Here is a 16,491-nt window from a genome sequence, read left to right as displayed (position 1 = left end):
TAGCGAGCGGCGGCCGCGCTCCGAAGCGCGCAAGATGCGCAAGATGCACAACCTGCGCCCGGGGTTGACTCCTGGGCTCGCGAGGACGCCGCCGCCGCCCGTCGGATTCGCGACGGCGACGCCGCCGCCCGTCGGATTCGCGGCGGCGACGCCGCCGCCTGGACTCAAGCGATGGCGGCGCGAACCGTCGTTGCCAGCGTCATCATCGACGGCCCGAGGATTTCTGCCGGCGCATCGCGGGATCCGGGGATGACGCGGCAGAAATCCAGGCCGAGGGCAGCCAGCCGCTCGAAGCGCGGCACCACCGTCTCCACCGGCCCGACGATCCCGAAGCGGTCGATGAATTCGTCGTCGAGGCCGCGGGCATGCTCGGCGTCGGAACGCCCGTGGCCGACGTGGTCGTAGTTCTCGCGCAGGTGCAGCGCCGCCTCGCGCAGCGCCGGATCCATCGCTTCGGGTTTCATGCCCGCGAACCCGGAGAAATGCGCGAACACCGACAGGCCGCCGCGCACCGCGGCGCGCGCCGCGCCGGCGTCTTCGTGAATGACCGAATTGATCCAGGCACCGAGCTTGATCGAATCGGGATCGCGGCCGCAAGCCGAAGCCGCCTTTCGTGCAATGTCAATCGCGCGCGCGAGACGCTCCTCGTCGGCACCCATCGCGAAGACGATGCGATCGGCCAGCCGCGCGGCCAGCTCGATCACCTTCTTGCCGGTGGCCGCGACTTCGACCGGCACTTTGGGAACATTCGCGTCGGCGAACCACTCGAGGCGGCTCGGCGTGCCGTCTCGATCGACTTCTTCGCCGCGCAGGTAGCCCTGCAGCCGCCGCAGGCAGGTCTCGAACTCCGCCACGGCGACGGGAGAGCGGCCGATCTTGGCCAGCGAAGAGTCTCCGCGTCCGATCGCGCAGAGCGCACGGCCCTTGCTCTCGAGCTGGAGAGCCAGCGCTGCCGATGCGGTGACCGCGACGTCGCGAGTGCCGGGATTGGTGACACCGGTGCCGAGCTCGATGCGGCTGGTATCGCGCGCGGCGAGCATCAGCTGGCCCCAGACTTCCGGGGTCAGGTTCTGGGTGTCGGCAAAGACGAGGCTGTCGAAGCCGAGGCCCTCGACCATCTGCGCGAGCTGGGACGAGCCGCCGGGAGTAGGAAAGAGAAGGACGCCGAGTTTCATCGAAAGCTCCGAGCCGTTTGCGGGTGGCGTTCTATGGCGAAGGCGCGCGCCCGTTTCCAGAAACGGCCCGAAGCTGCCGATACAGGCTCAGGACCTGGGTCCGGTATATCCGGCTGCCGGGCACCATCCGTTGTGAGGCACGCCGGCGCACGGATCCGGCATGGGGTCCTGGCGCACAAGCGGCGCGAGCTGCACGCTCGTCTGCGTGGGATAGGTCGAGCCCGGCGGACACGGAGTGATCCCGGCGTCGCAGGCAAGCTCGGCGGCGAGAGTTCCCGAGCCGGTGCCGGCCTGGTCGCAGGGCTGCCCGTCGACGCTCTGGATCAGCGGCGGCTCGCTCGTCAGTCCCGCAGGGTCGGTGTTGTCGTAGAAGCAGTTGCGCGGGTTCGACGACGACTCGTTGCCGAGGTCGCCGTTGGTCTGGTTGCCGAAGCTGCCGTTGTTCGCGAACTGGTTGTTCGCGACGACGTTTCCCATCGCGACGAACAGGCACGTCATTCCCTCGCCCACTCCGCCCTGGCAACTCGAAACCGGCGGCGGCGTCTCGGTGTCGGGGAAATCGTGCGTGACGATACCCCAGCCGCCCTGGTTCTCGACGCGGTTGTCGACGATCGTGTCGAACTCGCCGCCGGAAATCTCGATGCCGGCGCCCACCGGAGCTTCGCTCGCGATCCCCGATCCCGGCACGTTCGCGTTGTTGTTGTCGTGCACGTAGTTGCGCTCGATGATCGTGCACGAGCCGCCGCCGACAGGGCAGGAGCCGTTCTGCGGAGGAGGCGCGTCGTCGTTGTTGAGCGAATTGGGCACGATGCCCGACCTGTTCTGGTTGAACTCCGAGTCCTCGATGTGCAGGTGGCCGCCGGAATTGGTGCCCGAATATCCGAGAGCGCTGTTTTCGCCGTGCACGTGCGACAGAGTCGCGTTGCAGTCCGGGCAGGCGCCCACGTAGAACGACGAGTCGGCCATGTTGCTGGCGTAGGCGTGGCTGATCAACCCGGGGCCCTGCGCGTTGCTCGCGAAAATCCCGTACTCGCCGTGCGGATCGTCGGCCGTCGCGTAGAATGTGGACGTCGCCGTGATGTAGCTGCCGGTATAGCTGTTCATCCCGATCGTTCCGCTTCCGTCTCCGCCGTTCCACCAGATCTCGTTGCCGCCCTCGCCCGAGCTCAGGTAGTTGCAAACCGTGAGATTCTCGATCGAGGAATCATCGACCTTGAACACTTCGATGCCGTTGCGGTCGGCGACGTCCTGGGAGGCCGCATCGGACGGGCAGGGATTGTCGGCGCTGCCGTCGGAGCCGTCGACGACGACGAGGTTGCGATCCAGGCCGCGGATGTGGACGTTCGGTGTCGTGATGTAGACGCCCGCTCTGTCGGTCGCCTTTTCGTGGTAGACGCCGGGCCACACGAGGATCCACCACGCACGGTCGGCGTGGACGCGGCGGCTCTGGATGTGCGTGACGGCGTCGGTGATGCTCGCGAAGCGTGTTCCGGGCGGGCACGGCGACGTGCTGCCGTTGCACACGCGAAGCACTCGACCGGCCTCAGCCGGGGCGGAAGCGAAGACGACGAAAAGGACGGCGACGAAAACGTACGACGTGGCGCGACGCAGGCTGGCCATGACAGGGCGCTCCATGCTCGGGCGCTCTTTGCGCGGCAGAACGCGCGCGATGCGCCCGACGTTGCGGGCGCCCCTCCAGCCTGCCCGCGAAGTAGTGAATAGGTCCGCAGCCGTTCGTCCCGGCGGGGACGAACGACACCGTTTCTATGGGCGCTTCACGGCGAAGGCGTCAACTGCCGCAAGGCGCGCCGCGCGCGATTCGCCGCGATTCGCAAAGAACCTGCAGGAAACTGCAGCGAAGGAGCTTGCTGTGGTTTCGCTCCCGCCCGGGGGTGCGGCAACGGATCGAGGGCGCGATCCGGGACAGGTACACATGACGATTCGACGCAATGCACGTCGTGCGTACCTGTCCCGGTTTTTCGCGTCAGCCCATGCGGTGCAGCGCGCAGAGCTTGTTGCCGAACGGGTCGCGCAGGTAGGCGAGGTACATCTTGCCCATGTTGCCGCCGTCGCGGACGCCCGGAGGCTCTTCACAGGTGGTGCCACCGTTGGCGATCCCCGCGGCATGCCAGGCATCGACGTCGCCCGGGCTGCCGACGTTGAAGCCGATCGTGCCGCCGTTGGCCGCAGAGGCCGCAGCGCCGTTGATCGGCGCCGTGATCGCGAACACACCGTGCGGCGAAAGATAGAAGACGCGACCCTTCTCGTCGGTGATGCCGGCGGGAAGTCCGATCGTGCCGAGCACCGCATCGTAGAACTTCCGCGAGGCGTCGACGTTGTTGGAACCGACCATGACGTGGCTGAACATGTGCGTGCTTTCCTCCTGGAGTGCTGGTCCGCAAGAAGCGCGCCGCGGCGCGCGTGCGGCGCCTTATCCCTCCGGGCGCGAAGCGGGTCAATCGCGCCGGAAGCGCCCCGTTTTCGTCAGTGTGACGATTCGAGCGGACGCGTGGCCCGCATTCGCGAGCACGACGCGCGGTGCTGCGCTACGGCAGCGGAGTGGTGCCCGCGCAGTAAAGCCCGGGCAGCTCGCCTTCCGCCTGGGAGACCACGTGACTGCGCATCATCCACCCATCGGAGGCGACGGGACTTTGCCGTTTCGCGGTAGCGGTTGCGGGCGCGCGTCCGCGGCGATCTTCGCGAGACGCCCGATGCGCCGGCGCAGAAGCGGCCTGAGCAGGCGCACCAGCGGTGCCCGCCAACCGAGCAGTGCCGCCGTCTCGCGAACGACGTCCTGGAAATCGTGGCGCTGGTACTGCAGCAGGCGCTGGCTTTCGTCGGTGTCGAGCCAGTCGGTGCAGTACGGATCGGTCGTGAACCATTCGGGCGGAAGAGCGCCGATGCCCATCGCCTCCAGCAGCGACTCCAGGTACTGGCCATACGTGAGCTGGCAGCTGCGGCCGCCGCCGATATTGAGCACCCTGCCCCACACCGCGTCGTGGCCGACGGCTCTTGCGACCGCCAGTCCGATGTCGCGCGGATGGATCATCTCGATGCGCTGGGCCAGCGGAATCGTGAACATGATCGGGTGCGGATCGCGCAGTGCGATCGGCGGAACGTCGGCAAAACGCAGGATCGCCCACTGCAGGCCCGACGAGCGCACCATCTCCTCGCACTCGATCTTGTGCTCGGTGTAGAGGTCGGTGGCCTCGACCGGATCGTCGGTGCGGCGCGGGGGCGGCAGGTGACTCGTGTGGCCGTAGACGTCCAGCGTCGACGCGAACACGAGCCGGGGCGCACCGCCGCTCTTCTGGGCGGCGCGCCGCGCGGCCTCGATCACGTTGCGGGTGCCGCCGACGTTGATGTCGCGGGAAGTCTTCGGCTGCTCCAGGCAAAGCGGCGGGATTACGAACGCGAGGTGGACAATGGCATCGCAGCCGTCGACCGCGGTGTCCAGGTCCTCGGGGCGCCGAACGTCGCCGCGAACGACTTCGATGCGATTGCCGAACGTCGCCGCGACGGGGGCATCACGGGCTTCCTCGGCGCTCAGGGCGCGCACGCTGTGGCCAAGATCGAGCAGCGATGCGGTGACGTTGCTGCCGACGTTGCCGAAAGCACCGGTGACGAGAATTTTCATCGCGCAGGATTCGCCGTCAGATCGGGCTCTGCAGCTTGTGGATGATTCCGAGCAAGGTCGAGCGCGGAAGGAACGGCACCAGGGTCGCAAGGATCGCGTTGCGCGCGCCCGTGACGATCACGCGGCGGTTCGCTTTCCACGCGGCGTAACCCTGGGCGGCCACCTCGGCCGAGCTCATCGGCTCGCCGGCCTGCGACAGGCGCGTCTTGCCGGTGCCGGCGCGTGCGCGGAAGTTGCTCGTCGTCGGGCCGGGGCAAAGGCAGCTCACGCGCACACCGCTGCCCTCGGCTTCCTTCCAGAGCGCTTCGGAGAACGACAGGACGAACGCTTTCGACGCGTAGTAGATGGCCATCAGGGGCCCGGGCTGGAACGATGCAGTCGATGCGACGTTGAGGACGCCGCCGCGCCGGTTCGCGACCATGCGCGACCAGTAGATGTGCGTCAGCTCCACCAATGCGCGATCGTTGAGATCGATCATGCCGAGCTGGGCCTCGCGGTCGGAGCCGATGAAGGCGCCGGCAACGCCATAGCCGGCGTTGTTGACCACCACGTCGATCTCGATTCCCCTCGCGGCGATGTCGGCGGCGAGTTTCCCGCCGCTGCCGGGCACGCCGAGGTCGGAGGCGATCGCCGTCGCCTTTACGCCGTACGTCGACGAAAGTCGCGAGGCCACCTGCTCGAGCGCGTCCTTCGACCTTGCCGTCAGTACGACGTCGTAGCCGTCACGCGCGAAACATTCGGCGAGATCGACGCCGATTCCCATGCTGGCGCCGGTCACCAGCGCCGTCTGGCCCTGTCCTTCTTTTGCTGCCATGGCTTCCCCTCGACCTGAAGGCTGCAGCGGACCCGTTCCGCCACGGCGGGAGCGGCTTCGCGCCCGGTCCTACCGACTGCCGCACTGCCGCGGCAAGAGCAAGGCCCTGCCCGGGGGCGCAAGTTGCCGTGCCGTTGTCCCGCCCACCGCCGTCGCTACCGTTGCACCGCCGCCTGGCGGCACTTCTCCCGCTCCCATGCGTCCGTAATCGGGTCGCAGTTCGAAGGCGCCGCCCCGGTTCGCACTTCGCATTGGCGGCGCAGCGCGAAATCGGCGACGGCCGAGCAGTCGCCGCGACTGCCGCTGTGCGTGGCGCGACACAGCGCCCTCTGGTCAGGGTCGCTGATCGTGAAGCAGGACGCGGGCGGCGAGGCCGCGCCGCCCTTCGCGCTCTGGCACTTCTCCCGCTCCCAACTATCCGTGATGCCGTTGCACGAAGACGGCGCTGCGCCGGTGCCGACCTCGCATTGACGGCGCAGCGCAAAATCCGAGATCACCTGGCAGTCGCCGCGGCTGTGGCTGTTCGTCGCCCTGCACAGTGCGCGCTGGTCGGGGTCCGTGATAGTCGAACAAGCAACGTTGCCGGCTATCGAAGCGGCCGGCACGAGAAGGAGTGCGACAAAGACCAGAGTCCTCATGCAGCGAGCGCCGCTCAGGGCCACGCACTCAGGCTCTCGTCGCTTCCGCCGCGCTGCTCCGCACCGTCGTCGTTCTTCTTGTAGATGTCCGCGCGCACCTCGAGACGACCTTCGTCATTCACGCGCGTCGTCGAATAGATGATGTGCACCGGCAGGCGATGGCTCGGGTTGATCTGCTCGGTCCTGCCCTTGGCAATCTCTTCCTGCAGGCGCGCCGGCTTCCACTGCGGATCGTCTCGCAGCAGGTAGGTGGCCAGGTCCATCGGCTGGCTCAGGCGGACGCAGCCGTGGCTGAGCGCGCGTACCGCCGCCGAAAACGCTCCCTTGAACGGCGTGTCGTGCAGATAGACGTCGTAGGGGTTCGGCATCACGAACTTGATGCGTCCCAGCGGGTTGCGGGGGCCCGGCTTCTGGCGAAGGCATCCGCCGCTGGCATCGATCCCTTCGCGGCGCAGGTAGTTCGCATCTTTCTGCGCGTTCGGCAGGATCTCTTTCTTCGCGATGGTCACGGGAATTCCCCAGTCGGGATTGACGATGATGTGCTCGATCTCCGCGTTGATCAGCGGAGTCTGCCAGTCGGTCTGGCCGACGATGACCGGCATCGCCAGCACCTGGCGACCGCCGTCGTAGAGGCGCATCTCGTAGAAAGGAATGTTCACGAGCACGTAGGTTCCCGATTCGTCGAGCGAGACGTTTCTCCAGCGCGTGAGGTCGTGCTGGATGAGGTTGATGATCTCACCAACGGGCCGGTTGAGCTGCGTGACCGTCTGCGAGCCGACCTGTCCGTAGCCGAGTATCTTGCGGTCCTGCTGGAACGCGCGCACCGCGGCAGTAAGCGCGGGCGTGTAAGGACAGCGCGGCGGAGGACACGGCGCAGGTAGAGGCTGGCCCGGCTGGGGAGGCGCGAGTGGTGGCGGAGTGTCGAGCTCGCGCAGGTAGCCTTCGGCCATCAGCCGCTTCTCGAGCGCCGTGATCACCGAGCAGTCGTACGAGTACTCGGGTCCCATCACGAGATCGCTCGAGAACTTCTTCCAGCCGCCACGACTTTCGATGTCGCGGTACCGCTCGAGCGCCTGCTGCAGCAGTCGAGGCTGATCGGAGGCGCCGACGGTGCTCAACTGACCGGGCCCGGGCGCACCATGATCGTTGCCCGTCAGGTTCGACCCCTTCGCTTGCGCGATCGTCGTTACCGAGGCCATTGCGAAAATGATCGCGACTCGAAGCAGCGTTGTGAAAATTCTCATCGGAGGGGGTTGCGGCGGCACGTGGCCCGGTCGGGGCTTGATGGCATGGAACAGTTTGTCCGGGAACCGTCCAGAGTGCGAGAAAGTCCGGTGCAGAAGCAGGAATTCTCCCGCTTGCGATCACCCTCCGAACAGTCCGAGCTGCGGCGAAGCTTCGCCGGGTGCGGCCGGCGGTACCCGGAACGCGCTCGTGTCCAGGCGGTAGGCGCGCTCGTCCAGACCGAGGCGGCGCGTGGCGACATCGAAACGCTGCTGCAGGATCTCGGCATACGGGCCGCTGCCGCGCATGCGCGATCCGAACTCGCTGCGGTAGAGGTCCCCGCCCCGCGTCTGGCGGATCAGCCCCAGCACTCGCTCTGCCCGATCGGGGAAATGCTCGCGAAGCCACTCGGTGAACAGCTCCCCGATCTCGAGGGGCAGCCGCAGCAGTACCCACGAAGCCGTCGTCGCGCCGGCGCCGGCTGCTGCCTCGAGCAGCCGCTCCAGCTCCCAGTCGTTGAGACCGGGAATCATCGGCGCGGTCAGAACCGCAACGGGTATGCCCCGGCTGGAAAGCTCGCGGATGGTCTGGAGGCGGCGAGCCGGCGTGCTCGCGCGCGGCTCCATCACCCGCGCCAGCTCCGGATCCAGCGTCGTCAGCGAGACGCTGACCTGGGCCAGGCGGCGCGACGCCATCGACGAGAGGATGTCCACATCCCGCGTGACAAGGGCCGATTTGGTCAGCAGCGCGACCGGATGCGAGAACTCGCCCAACACCTCCAGGATGGACCTCGTGACCCGCGCCCGCGCCTCGACCGGCTGGTAAGCGTCCGTGTTGGCGCCGAGCGCGAGGATGCGGCAGCGGTACGAGGGCCGCGACAGGTAACGACGCAGAAGCTGCGGAGCGTCGGTCTTCGAAAAGATCCTGGTCTCGAAATCGAGGCCCGGCGACATGCCGAGGTAGGCGTGCGAAGGGCGGGCGAAACAGTAGATGCAGCCGTGCTCGCAGCCGCGGTACGGGTTGATCGAGATGTCGAAAGGAACGTCCGGCGACTCGTTGCTGGCGACGATCGAGCGGGTGTGGTCCGGAAGCAGGCGCGTGGCCGGAGAGCTCCGCTCCTCGATTTCGCGCGGCCAACCGTCGTCGAATCCCTCATCCGTCAGGGCCTCGAAGCGGCCGCTGCGGTTGGACAAGGCCCCGCGGCCCTTGCGCTTCCCGTCGTGATGTCCCGGGCCAGTCATTGGCGGCGAACATACGACGAAAACGCAAGCGGAGTCCACAGCGATCCGCGAAATTCGCAGCCCGGCCCGCGCCGTTTCCGACTCCGTCAGGGGAACTACGCTGTGCAGAGCGGTCAGAGCGAGTCGATCGCGACCACTTCGGCCTGCGGCGTCTCGATCGGCCCCTGCGGCAGAAGGAATCGCCAGAACACCAGCCCGAAGCTTCGCCCCTCGGTATCGAGCCAGTTCGCGCAGCCGGGGTCCCGGTGCGCGAGCACGATGCGAAAGCGGCCGTCGGCGTCGGCAGTTGCCTGGGCGCGGTTCAGGCTGACGCGATGGCGAAGGTAATCGTACGTCTGGAGCTGGCGGTTCCACAGGCTGACGTTCGCGCAACGACACGACGGCCAGTGCCCCGTCAGCACCAGCGCCTCGTCGGGACCGAGCACGTACGGAGCCATGCTGTACGCCGCATCTGCCGCCGCCAGCGCATGCGCTCCCGGTTTTGCCGGCGCAGGAAAGACATTCGGGACCCGCGAGACGAACGCGGGAGGATCGGCTTCGCCCGGTCGCGGGATCAGATCGACGGTGCGGCTGCGCACGTACGTGGCCATGCGAAGGATCGAGCGGGCGATGCTCGTGTCATCGGGCGCGCGAGCAGCGGGGGCGACGCCGGACACGCAGTCGATCGTCAGCGCAAGGTGGGGTGACGGCGCAGCATGCGGCGACGCCTGCTGTTCCCAGTAATGGCGCACCGTCAGGCGCGAGGCGTTTTTTGCCAGGCCGAGCCAGTTGCGCACCTTCGGCGGGCCGCCGATCGTCAGGTCGAAGCGCCCTTCGGAATCCACATCGAAACCGGTGTCGTTGAGAACGCCGACGGTGCCGGACGGGAACCCGCCGTCATCGGCAGCCGCCTCGACCGTGAACGACACGTAGATCGCGCCTCCGGTGCGGCCGCGCACTCGATAGATGCCCGCCGAGTCGATGCGCGCGTCGTGGTACATCGCATCGGCGTTGTCGCCGAGGGCTTTTCGCCACGGCGTCACGATCGGTCGAAACAGCGGCCGTGCCGGATCCTCGTCGAGCTGGGTTTCCAGGCCGGTCGCGAGATGGTGCAGGATCGCCCGCAGCGTTTCCGCTTCGTCGTCGGTCGAAAACATCATCCATTCGGTTCCGGCAAAGCGCTCGCCGACCTCGCGAAGCGTTGCCAGCAGCTCGGAAAAAGCCTCGCGGCTCTGCCGGTCTTCGTCAGCCATGCCTTTCCTCTTCGACCGCTACGGCGAACGTCGTCGTGTAAGCCTCGAGCTCGCGCCGCAGCAACGTCGCATCGAAGCCCCAGTCTGCCGCCGTGTAGTCGTGGCGTCCGAATTTGCCCTGGGGCTTTGCGGCAACGTAGCCGCGCATCGCGCGGGCGTGCTCATCGCTCACCTCGCGTCCGAGCTGGGAGTAAGCCGCGCGTATCGCAGCCACCGGGTCGGCCAGCAGCTCGGTAAAACGTACGTCCCCGCTCGACAGCGGAAGGCTCCCGTCGCGTCGCCGCCTCGCGACGTCCAGCAGCGCAGCCGAAAACACCATGCCGATCATCGGCGACAGCAGCGCCAGATCCACGTGGTCGCTGCGCAGCCACTGCACCATTGCCGTCGTGCTCACCGTCGACGGCATCGTACGTACCGGATCGCGATGCGTGAGAATCAGCTCGGCGTCCGGATATGCCTCGGCGAGGCTGTCCAGCATCAGCAGGTAGCCGGGCGTCTTCAGCAGCCAGCGGCGCCGCGCATCGCCTCGCTGCAGGGTCTTCAGCAGCGCACGATGCCACGCAAAATCGGCGACGACGTCGGGCGACCAGTCGCCGAGCTGTCGAAGGATCATCGGCCAATGCGAGCCGGCGAAGGACGGGGCATTGATCGTCACGCACTCGACCGGAAGGTCGGAGCGAAGCTCGTGGATGGCCGCGAACTCCGGCTGCACGTCGGACCACAGCTCCTGCTCGCACTCGGTCATCGCCAGGCGCTCGGCGTCGGTGATTCCCGGCGGCGGTGCCGGGTGCAGCACGTCGGCTGCCCGCGGGCTGCGAAGTTGCGGATCGAGCGAAAGCAGCTCGAACGTGATCGTCGTGCCGGAGCGCGCAGGACCGGTGACGACGAGCGGCGCACGGACGACCTCGCCGGCGATTCCCGGATCCCGGCGCCAGCTCTCGGCCATGAAAAGACGCGTGCGCAGGCAACGCAGCAGCTCCTGTCGCGTCATCAGGCGGCCTACCACTGTGAGATCGCTCTCGTTGATCGCGGCGACGAGGCAGCGCAGGCGGTCTCGCCAGTTGCCGTCGCCGAAATCGCCGAAATCCGAAATGCCGGTTCCGGAAACGGCCAGCGCGACGAGCTCGTCGCCATCGATCGGCACGACGGCGCTCGCATCGCCGCAAGCCGCGGCCATGACATTGAGGCGTCGCACCAGGGCGGGCCTCGCGTAACGTTCGTGCATCGTTTTCAGCATCGGCAGCGGGAATTCGGGAGCGCGAGGCTTGCTGTGGCGCGAATCAGGTGGATGTCGCCGCAGGCGCCGTCCCGCCGCGATCGAGCCATTTCTTGAGATCGGGCGGCAGCAACTCGCGCGATTTCTGCTCGTAACGCGCCAGCTCTTCGGGCGTCAGCACACCCTGCCAGCGGCCGTTGGTACCCTTGAACAGGAACGATTCGGCTCCGCCGACGAACATCTGCCCGAAGTCGCCGATGCGGTCGGCGTGCGACTTCATCCACGCGAACGAGCAGCGCTCGAGGATGCCGGGCAGCCGCTTCTCGTCGATCGGGATGCCGAGGAAGGCGGCGATGCGGCGCACCTCGCCTTCGAGGTTGGCCTTGAGGTCGTCGAAGTGCACGAACAGTACGTTCGGCTGGTCGCGCAGCTCCCAGTAGCCGTTGAGGAAGTGGAAGAAGCCGCCATCCTGCATCCAGCCGTTGAAGAACTCGTGGATGTCCTCCTGCGGCGGCATCGCTTCGAACTGGATTCCTTCGGCGACCGCGCTTTCGATCAGCTCGCCGACCTTGTCGGGTCGCATGCTCGCCATATGGTTCACGAACGACATGAACGCGTCGCGGCCGTCGCGGCCGACGACGATGTACTTCGCGTCCGGCCACCACGGGATGCCGTCCACCGGCGTGTGGGTCTTGACCGAACGGCGGTGCTTCTGGGCAGCCAGCGTGTCGAGGACCTCGCTGGCCGGGGAGAAGCGCGCCTCGAGCCACGGCGCCAGGTCGATGACCGGCGCCGGCAGGTCGCCGTCGGGGAACAGCAGCATCGCGATAATCGTCTGTGTCCACGTCGTCCCGCATTTGGGAGGCGTGCAGACGAAGATATCGCCGGCACGGTGCTCGAAACCGGTCCAGCGCCGAGTGTCCCAGATGAAATGACGGTATTCCGCAACCGGCGCTCTCGCCGGGACCACAGTGCTCATCGGCGCAAAGATAGGCGGCGGCGAAGGCAAGAGAAAGCACTCGGCGGCGCTGCGGAATGCGATGACAGGATCGGTACGGATGGCACAGGGCTTGCTCGGATTTCGAGGATGGGATGGAACGGTCCGACACCGGGACGCCCCGACGACGGGAGTGGAGGGAAACCATGACGAGCGGCAATGGGAGCGGCGCGGCAAGCGGCGGGCAGAGCGGCGAACACTTCGACGTCCTGATCGTCGGCGCCGGGATCTCGGGAATCGGCGGCGCCTGGCACCTCCAGCACCAGTGTCCCGGCAGGAGCTTCGTCGTGCTGGATTCGCTCGAAAACTTCGGCGGCACCTGGCTGACGCACAAGTACCCCGGCATCCGCTCCGACAGCGACCTCTATACGTTCGGCTATCGTTTCAAGCCGTGGACCAGCGCGCCGATCGCGAGCGCCCCGGAGATTCTCAAATACCTCGGCGAGGTGATCGACGAGAACGACCTCGCGAGCCACATCCGCTACCGGCACCGGATCGAAGCGGCGAGCTGGTCGAGCCGCGACAACCTCTGGACCGTCGACGCGGTGAGGACCGACACGGGCGAGGCGCGGCGCTTTACGACCGGCTTCCTGTGGATGTGCCAGGGTTACTACCGCCATTCCTGCGGCTACACGCCCGAATGGAAGGACATGGACCGCTACCGCGGCATTCTCGTGCATCCGCAGACGTGGCCGCAGGACCTCGACTACAAGGGCAAGCGGGTTCTCGTCATCGGGTCAGGCGCCACGACCGCCACCGTGGTGCCGGCCATCGCTGCCGATACCGAGCACACGACCGTGCTGCAGCGCTCTCCAACCTACTTCCTGCCCGCTCCCAACGCCGACGAAGTTGCCGACCTTCTTCGTGTCCTCGAAGTCGACGAGACGTGGATCCACGAGATCGTGCGCAGGAAGAAGCTGCACGACCAGCTCCTCCTGACGCAGCGCTCGCGCGAGGAGCCCGAGGCCGTGCGTGAGGAACTGCTCGCCGGGGTCCGCGCGTTTCTTCCCGAGGACTACGTGCGGGAGCATTTCACGCCGAAATACCGGCCGTGGCAGCAGCGCCTGGCTTACGTCCCCGACGGCGATCTCTTCCAGGGAATCCAGTCCGGCAAGGCCTCGATGGTGACAGACGAGATCGACCGCTTCACCGAGAAGGGCGTGCTGCTCGAGTCCGGGCGGGAACTGGAAGCGGACATCATCGTCACGGCGACCGGCTTCAACATGAGCGTGCTGGGCGACATCGCGTTCACGATCGACGGCAAGCCGCTCGACCTCCACCAGACGGTCACCTACCGCGGCATGATGTTCACGACGGTGCCGAACCTGCTGTGGATCTTCGGCTACTTCCGCGCGAGCTGGACGCTGCGCGTGGACCTGCTCGGCGACTTCGTATGCCGGCTCCTCAATTCCATGAAGGCCCGCGGCAAGAAGCGCGTGGAAGTCGTGCTGCGGCCCGAGGACGAGGGTATGCCGCTGCTGCCGTGGATCGACCCCGACAACTTCAACCCCAACTACCTGATGCGGGCCCTGGACCTGCTTCCCAGGCGCGGCGAAAAGCCCGAATGGCAGCATACCCAGGACTACTGGGCCGAGAAGATCGCGATTCCGGCGATCGATCTCGAGGGAAGAGAGTTTCTCTATCGCTGATAGGCGCTGATAGGCGCTGACGGGCGCTGACGGGCGCTGACGCCTGGCGCCCCCTCAGCCGTTCGAGCCGCCTGCCAGCATCTTGTCGTATTCGGCGACGTCGCGTTTCATCGTCGCGACCTGGTCGGCCGCCAGTACCCGGCGTACCGTGCCGTGGTAGTCGAGCGGATCGATGACGTGGTTTTCGTCCCGGTTGAGCTGGTAGTGCAGGTGGGGCGCCGTCGTGTGCCCGGTGTTGCCGGTCAGCGCGATGATCTGGCCCGCGCTCACCTTCTGCCCTTCGGAGACCTTGTTCGCTGAAAGGTGCAGGAACTTGGCCAGCATCCCGTCTTCGTAGCGGATCTCGATGCAGTTGCCGTTCATCGTCCAGTTCCAGTTGATTCGCGTGACGGTGCCGGCCTTGGGCGCGTGCACTTCGCTGCCGAGCGGGGTCTTGAAGTCCATTCCCTTGTGCGTCGGCCGGTCCTTCAGCAGGCTCGTGATCTGCTCGTACTGCAGGAGAGGACCGTCCTTCAGGCGAAGCGGCGCTTCGCTGCCGTCGGGATGCCAATAGCTGGGGAACGGATCTCCTGGCGCCTGCCAGCGATACGCGGTGAGCGTGCGGCCGAGATGCCGCGACTGGAGGCTGGCCGCCGCGATTTCCGGAAGCCCGTCGCCTCCCTTGCGCCAGACCACCGACACCGAGTCCCCGGCCAGGATGTCGCGCCGGACGTCGAGGTCCCAGACGAAAATGCGCGTGAATACGCTGACGAGCGCGTCGCCGTCCTCGCCTGCTGCCACCTGGAACGTGCGCGCGAGCGACTGCTCGACCTTGGCCGAGACCGTCGTCCACTGACCGCTGGAGGAGTTCGCCGCGGGCGCCGCCTTGTCGGCCGCGGGGACCTGGCCCGCAGTGGCGAAAACCGCCCCTGCCTGCGCGGGGGCCTGGGTCGCTGCTGCGGGTGCGGCTGGCGCCGCAGCCGTATCGACTGCCGCGGGGGCGACCGGAGCGGTCGCCGGGTGGCGCAGCACCACGAAGAGATTCACCGCCACCGAGGCAGCGAGCACACCATAGAGAAGAGAAGGTTTGGGATAAGAGAATCCTGCCATGCTGACTTTTTACCGATCAGGTGGCAGGCACTTCAATTTTCGGTCGGTGCGTAACTGCTTCGTGTCGCAATGGCGGCCCCCATTGCTGCGAGCCGCGGCTCGTTCCCTAATCGACGTGTGCTTGGCGCGTGGGCTGTCCGGCTCCTCTTCCAGTCCCTGATCGTTGCGGCAGTGGCCTTTGCCGAGGGCTCCGCCTGCGCAGCCGTCACTACCGAGCGCGTCGCCAGCGGGCTCGACCTGCCCCTCTACGTCACGGCACCGCCGGGGGACCCGGACCACCTGTTCATCGTCGAGCAGCACAGCGGACGGATCCGCGTCCTCAACCTGGCCGACAACTCGATCAACGCGATCCCCTTCCTGACGATCACGGGGCTGGCGCAGGGCTCCGAGCAGGGGCTGCTCGGCCTGGCCTTCCATCCCGACTACGCAACCAACGGCTTCTTTTACGTGAACGTCACCGTGACCAGCGGCGACACCGAGATCCGCCGCTACAAGGTCTCGAGCGATCCGGTCGTCGCCATCCCCGACAGCAAGCAGCTCGTGCTCGGCTACGCTCAGCCCCAGGCCAACCACAACGGGGGATGGCTGGGCTTCGGTCCCGACGGGTACCTGTACATCTCGGTCGGGGACGGCGGAGGGAGCTACGACGAAGATGCCGGCCATACCCCCGGGACGGGCAACGGCCAGGACATCACATCCGACCTGCTCGGCAAGATGCTGAGGATCGACGTCAATGGGGACGACTTTCCCGCCGACAGCACGCGCAATTATGCAATCCCCGCCGACAACCCTTTCGTCGGCAAGACCGGCGACGACGAGATCTGGAGCTTCGGCCTGCGCAACCCCTGGCGCGCCAGTTTCGATCGCGCTACCGGCAACCTCTACATCGGCGACGTCGGCCAGGACACGCGCGAAGAGATCGACGTGCAGCCGGCGGGATCGGCCGGCGGCCAGAACTACGGCTGGCGCCTGCGCGAAGGTACGATCGCAACGCCGGGCGTCGGCGGCGCCAGGCCCCCGGGGGAAATCGATCCCATCTACGACTACCCGCACGGCAACGGCCAGTTCGAGGGCGATGTCGTAACCGGCGGCTACGTCTATCGAGGACCCGTAGCCGAGCTGCGGGGCCAGTATTTCTTCGCGGATTTCGAGTCGGCGCACATCTGGACCCTCCTCTACGATGGATCCGATCCCTCGACGTTCGACGGCACCAATTACACGAACCTCACCGACCGCACTGCCGAGCTCGCGCCGGGCGCAGGGCTGAGCATCGATGAGATCTCTTCGTTCGGCGAGGACGCCGCCGCCAATCTCTACATCGTCGACCTTGGCGGGGAGGTATTCCGCATCGTGGAAATCGGGCCGGCGACGACGACCACCAGCACCACGACGACGACGACCGCCGTACCGGCGCGCTGTGGAAATCCGGTCACGGACGCCGACGCACCTTCTTCGATCACTGCGGCCGACGCGCTCTTCGTGCTCAGCGCAGCGGTCGGGACTTCTTCGTGCGCTGCGTGCGAGTGCGACGTCAACGATAGTGGCAGCGTCACTGCGGCCGACGCCCTGGCGGTGCTGC

The 16,491-nt window shown here is 66.9% G+C and carries 14 protein-coding genes; 2 read left to right on the top strand and 12 right to left on the bottom strand.

Features of this window, described 5'->3' with window-relative positions; genetic code table 11:
• Nucleotides 1-164 precede the first annotated feature (164 nt).
• The 11 genes from VGK20_09740 to VGK20_09690 all read right to left on the bottom strand — a co-directional run bounded on the left by VGK20_09740 (nt 165) and on the right by VGK20_09690 (nt 12,156).
• Nucleotides 165-1,175 (bottom strand): LLM class flavin-dependent oxidoreductase, encoded by a 1,011-nt coding sequence (locus VGK20_09740; GenBank protein HEY2774315.1) that lies wholly within the window; start codon nt 1,173-1,175, stop codon nt 165-167.
• Between the two features lie 87 nt (nt 1,176-1,262).
• Nucleotides 1,263-2,795 (bottom strand): hypothetical protein, encoded by a 1,533-nt coding sequence (locus tag VGK20_09735; GenBank protein ID HEY2774314.1) that lies wholly within the window; start codon nt 2,793-2,795, stop codon nt 1,263-1,265.
• Nucleotides 2,796-3,159: 364 nt separating this feature from the next.
• On the bottom strand, nt 3,160-3,543 hold the full coding sequence (locus VGK20_09730; protein HEY2774313.1) for a VOC family protein: 384 nt from the start codon (nt 3,541-3,543) through the stop codon (nt 3,160-3,162).
• A gap of 255 nt (nt 3,544-3,798) precedes the next feature.
• Nucleotides 3,799-4,812, bottom strand: a complete 1,014-nt coding sequence (locus VGK20_09725; protein ID HEY2774312.1) for an NAD(P)-dependent oxidoreductase — start codon at nt 4,810-4,812, stop codon at nt 3,799-3,801.
• A 16-nt stretch (nt 4,813-4,828) separates the two neighbouring features.
• A complete protein-coding gene (locus VGK20_09720) occupies nt 4,829-5,626 on the bottom strand; it encodes an SDR family oxidoreductase (GenBank protein HEY2774311.1) in 798 nt (265 codons plus the stop codon).
• 155 nt (nt 5,627-5,781) lie between these two features.
• Nucleotides 5,782-6,264, bottom strand: coding sequence for a hypothetical protein (locus VGK20_09715; protein HEY2774310.1), 483 nt, complete (start codon nt 6,262-6,264; stop codon nt 5,782-5,784).
• A gap of 14 nt (nt 6,265-6,278) precedes the next feature.
• A complete protein-coding gene (locus VGK20_09710; protein HEY2774309.1) occupies nt 6,279-7,508 on the bottom strand; it encodes a L,D-transpeptidase family protein in 1,230 nt (409 codons plus the stop codon).
• 120 nt (nt 7,509-7,628) lie between these two features.
• The gene (locus tag VGK20_09705; GenBank protein ID HEY2774308.1) at nt 7,629-8,729 is read right to left on the bottom strand and encodes a PA0069 family radical SAM protein; all 1,101 of its coding nucleotides are present in this window, start codon (nt 8,727-8,729) and stop codon (nt 7,629-7,631) included.
• 113 nt (nt 8,730-8,842) lie between these two features.
• Nucleotides 8,843-9,961, bottom strand: a complete 1,119-nt coding sequence (locus tag VGK20_09700; GenBank protein ID HEY2774307.1) for a DUF1214 domain-containing protein — start codon at nt 9,959-9,961, stop codon at nt 8,843-8,845.
• Nucleotides 9,954-11,186, bottom strand: coding sequence for a sulfotransferase (locus VGK20_09695; protein HEY2774306.1), 1,233 nt, complete (start codon nt 11,184-11,186; stop codon nt 9,954-9,956). The genes VGK20_09700 and VGK20_09695 overlap by 8 nt, the downstream gene beginning before the upstream one ends.
• A gap of 55 nt (nt 11,187-11,241) precedes the next feature.
• A complete protein-coding gene (locus VGK20_09690; GenBank protein HEY2774305.1) occupies nt 11,242-12,156 on the bottom strand; it encodes a sulfotransferase domain-containing protein in 915 nt (304 codons plus the stop codon).
• A gap of 164 nt (nt 12,157-12,320) precedes the next feature.
• Here VGK20_09690 and VGK20_09685 point away from each other — a divergent pair, with 164 nt between their 5' ends.
• On the top strand, nt 12,321-13,823 hold the full coding sequence (locus VGK20_09685) for an NAD(P)/FAD-dependent oxidoreductase (GenBank protein ID HEY2774304.1): 1,503 nt from the start codon (nt 12,321-12,323) through the stop codon (nt 13,821-13,823).
• Between the two features lie 54 nt (nt 13,824-13,877).
• On the opposite strand, the gene VGK20_09680 is transcribed toward VGK20_09685, so the two are convergent.
• Complete coding sequence (locus tag VGK20_09680; protein HEY2774303.1) at nt 13,878-14,912, bottom strand: M23 family metallopeptidase; 1,035 nt, start codon at nt 14,910-14,912, stop codon at nt 13,878-13,880.
• 171 nt (nt 14,913-15,083) lie between these two features.
• On the opposite strand from VGK20_09680, the gene VGK20_09675 reads away from it, so the two are divergent.
• Nucleotides 15,084-16,491, top strand: a 1,408-nt coding sequence (locus VGK20_09675; protein HEY2774302.1) for a PQQ-dependent sugar dehydrogenase, incomplete at its 3' end; no start/stop codon positions are given.

It is taken from the genome of Candidatus Binatia bacterium (assembly GCA_036493895.1).
GTDB lineage: Bacteria > Desulfobacterota > Binatia > UBA1149 > CAITLU01 > DATNBU01.
Note: the sequence above shows the minus strand (reverse complement) of the source record. Positions and strands in the feature narration are given on the sequence as shown.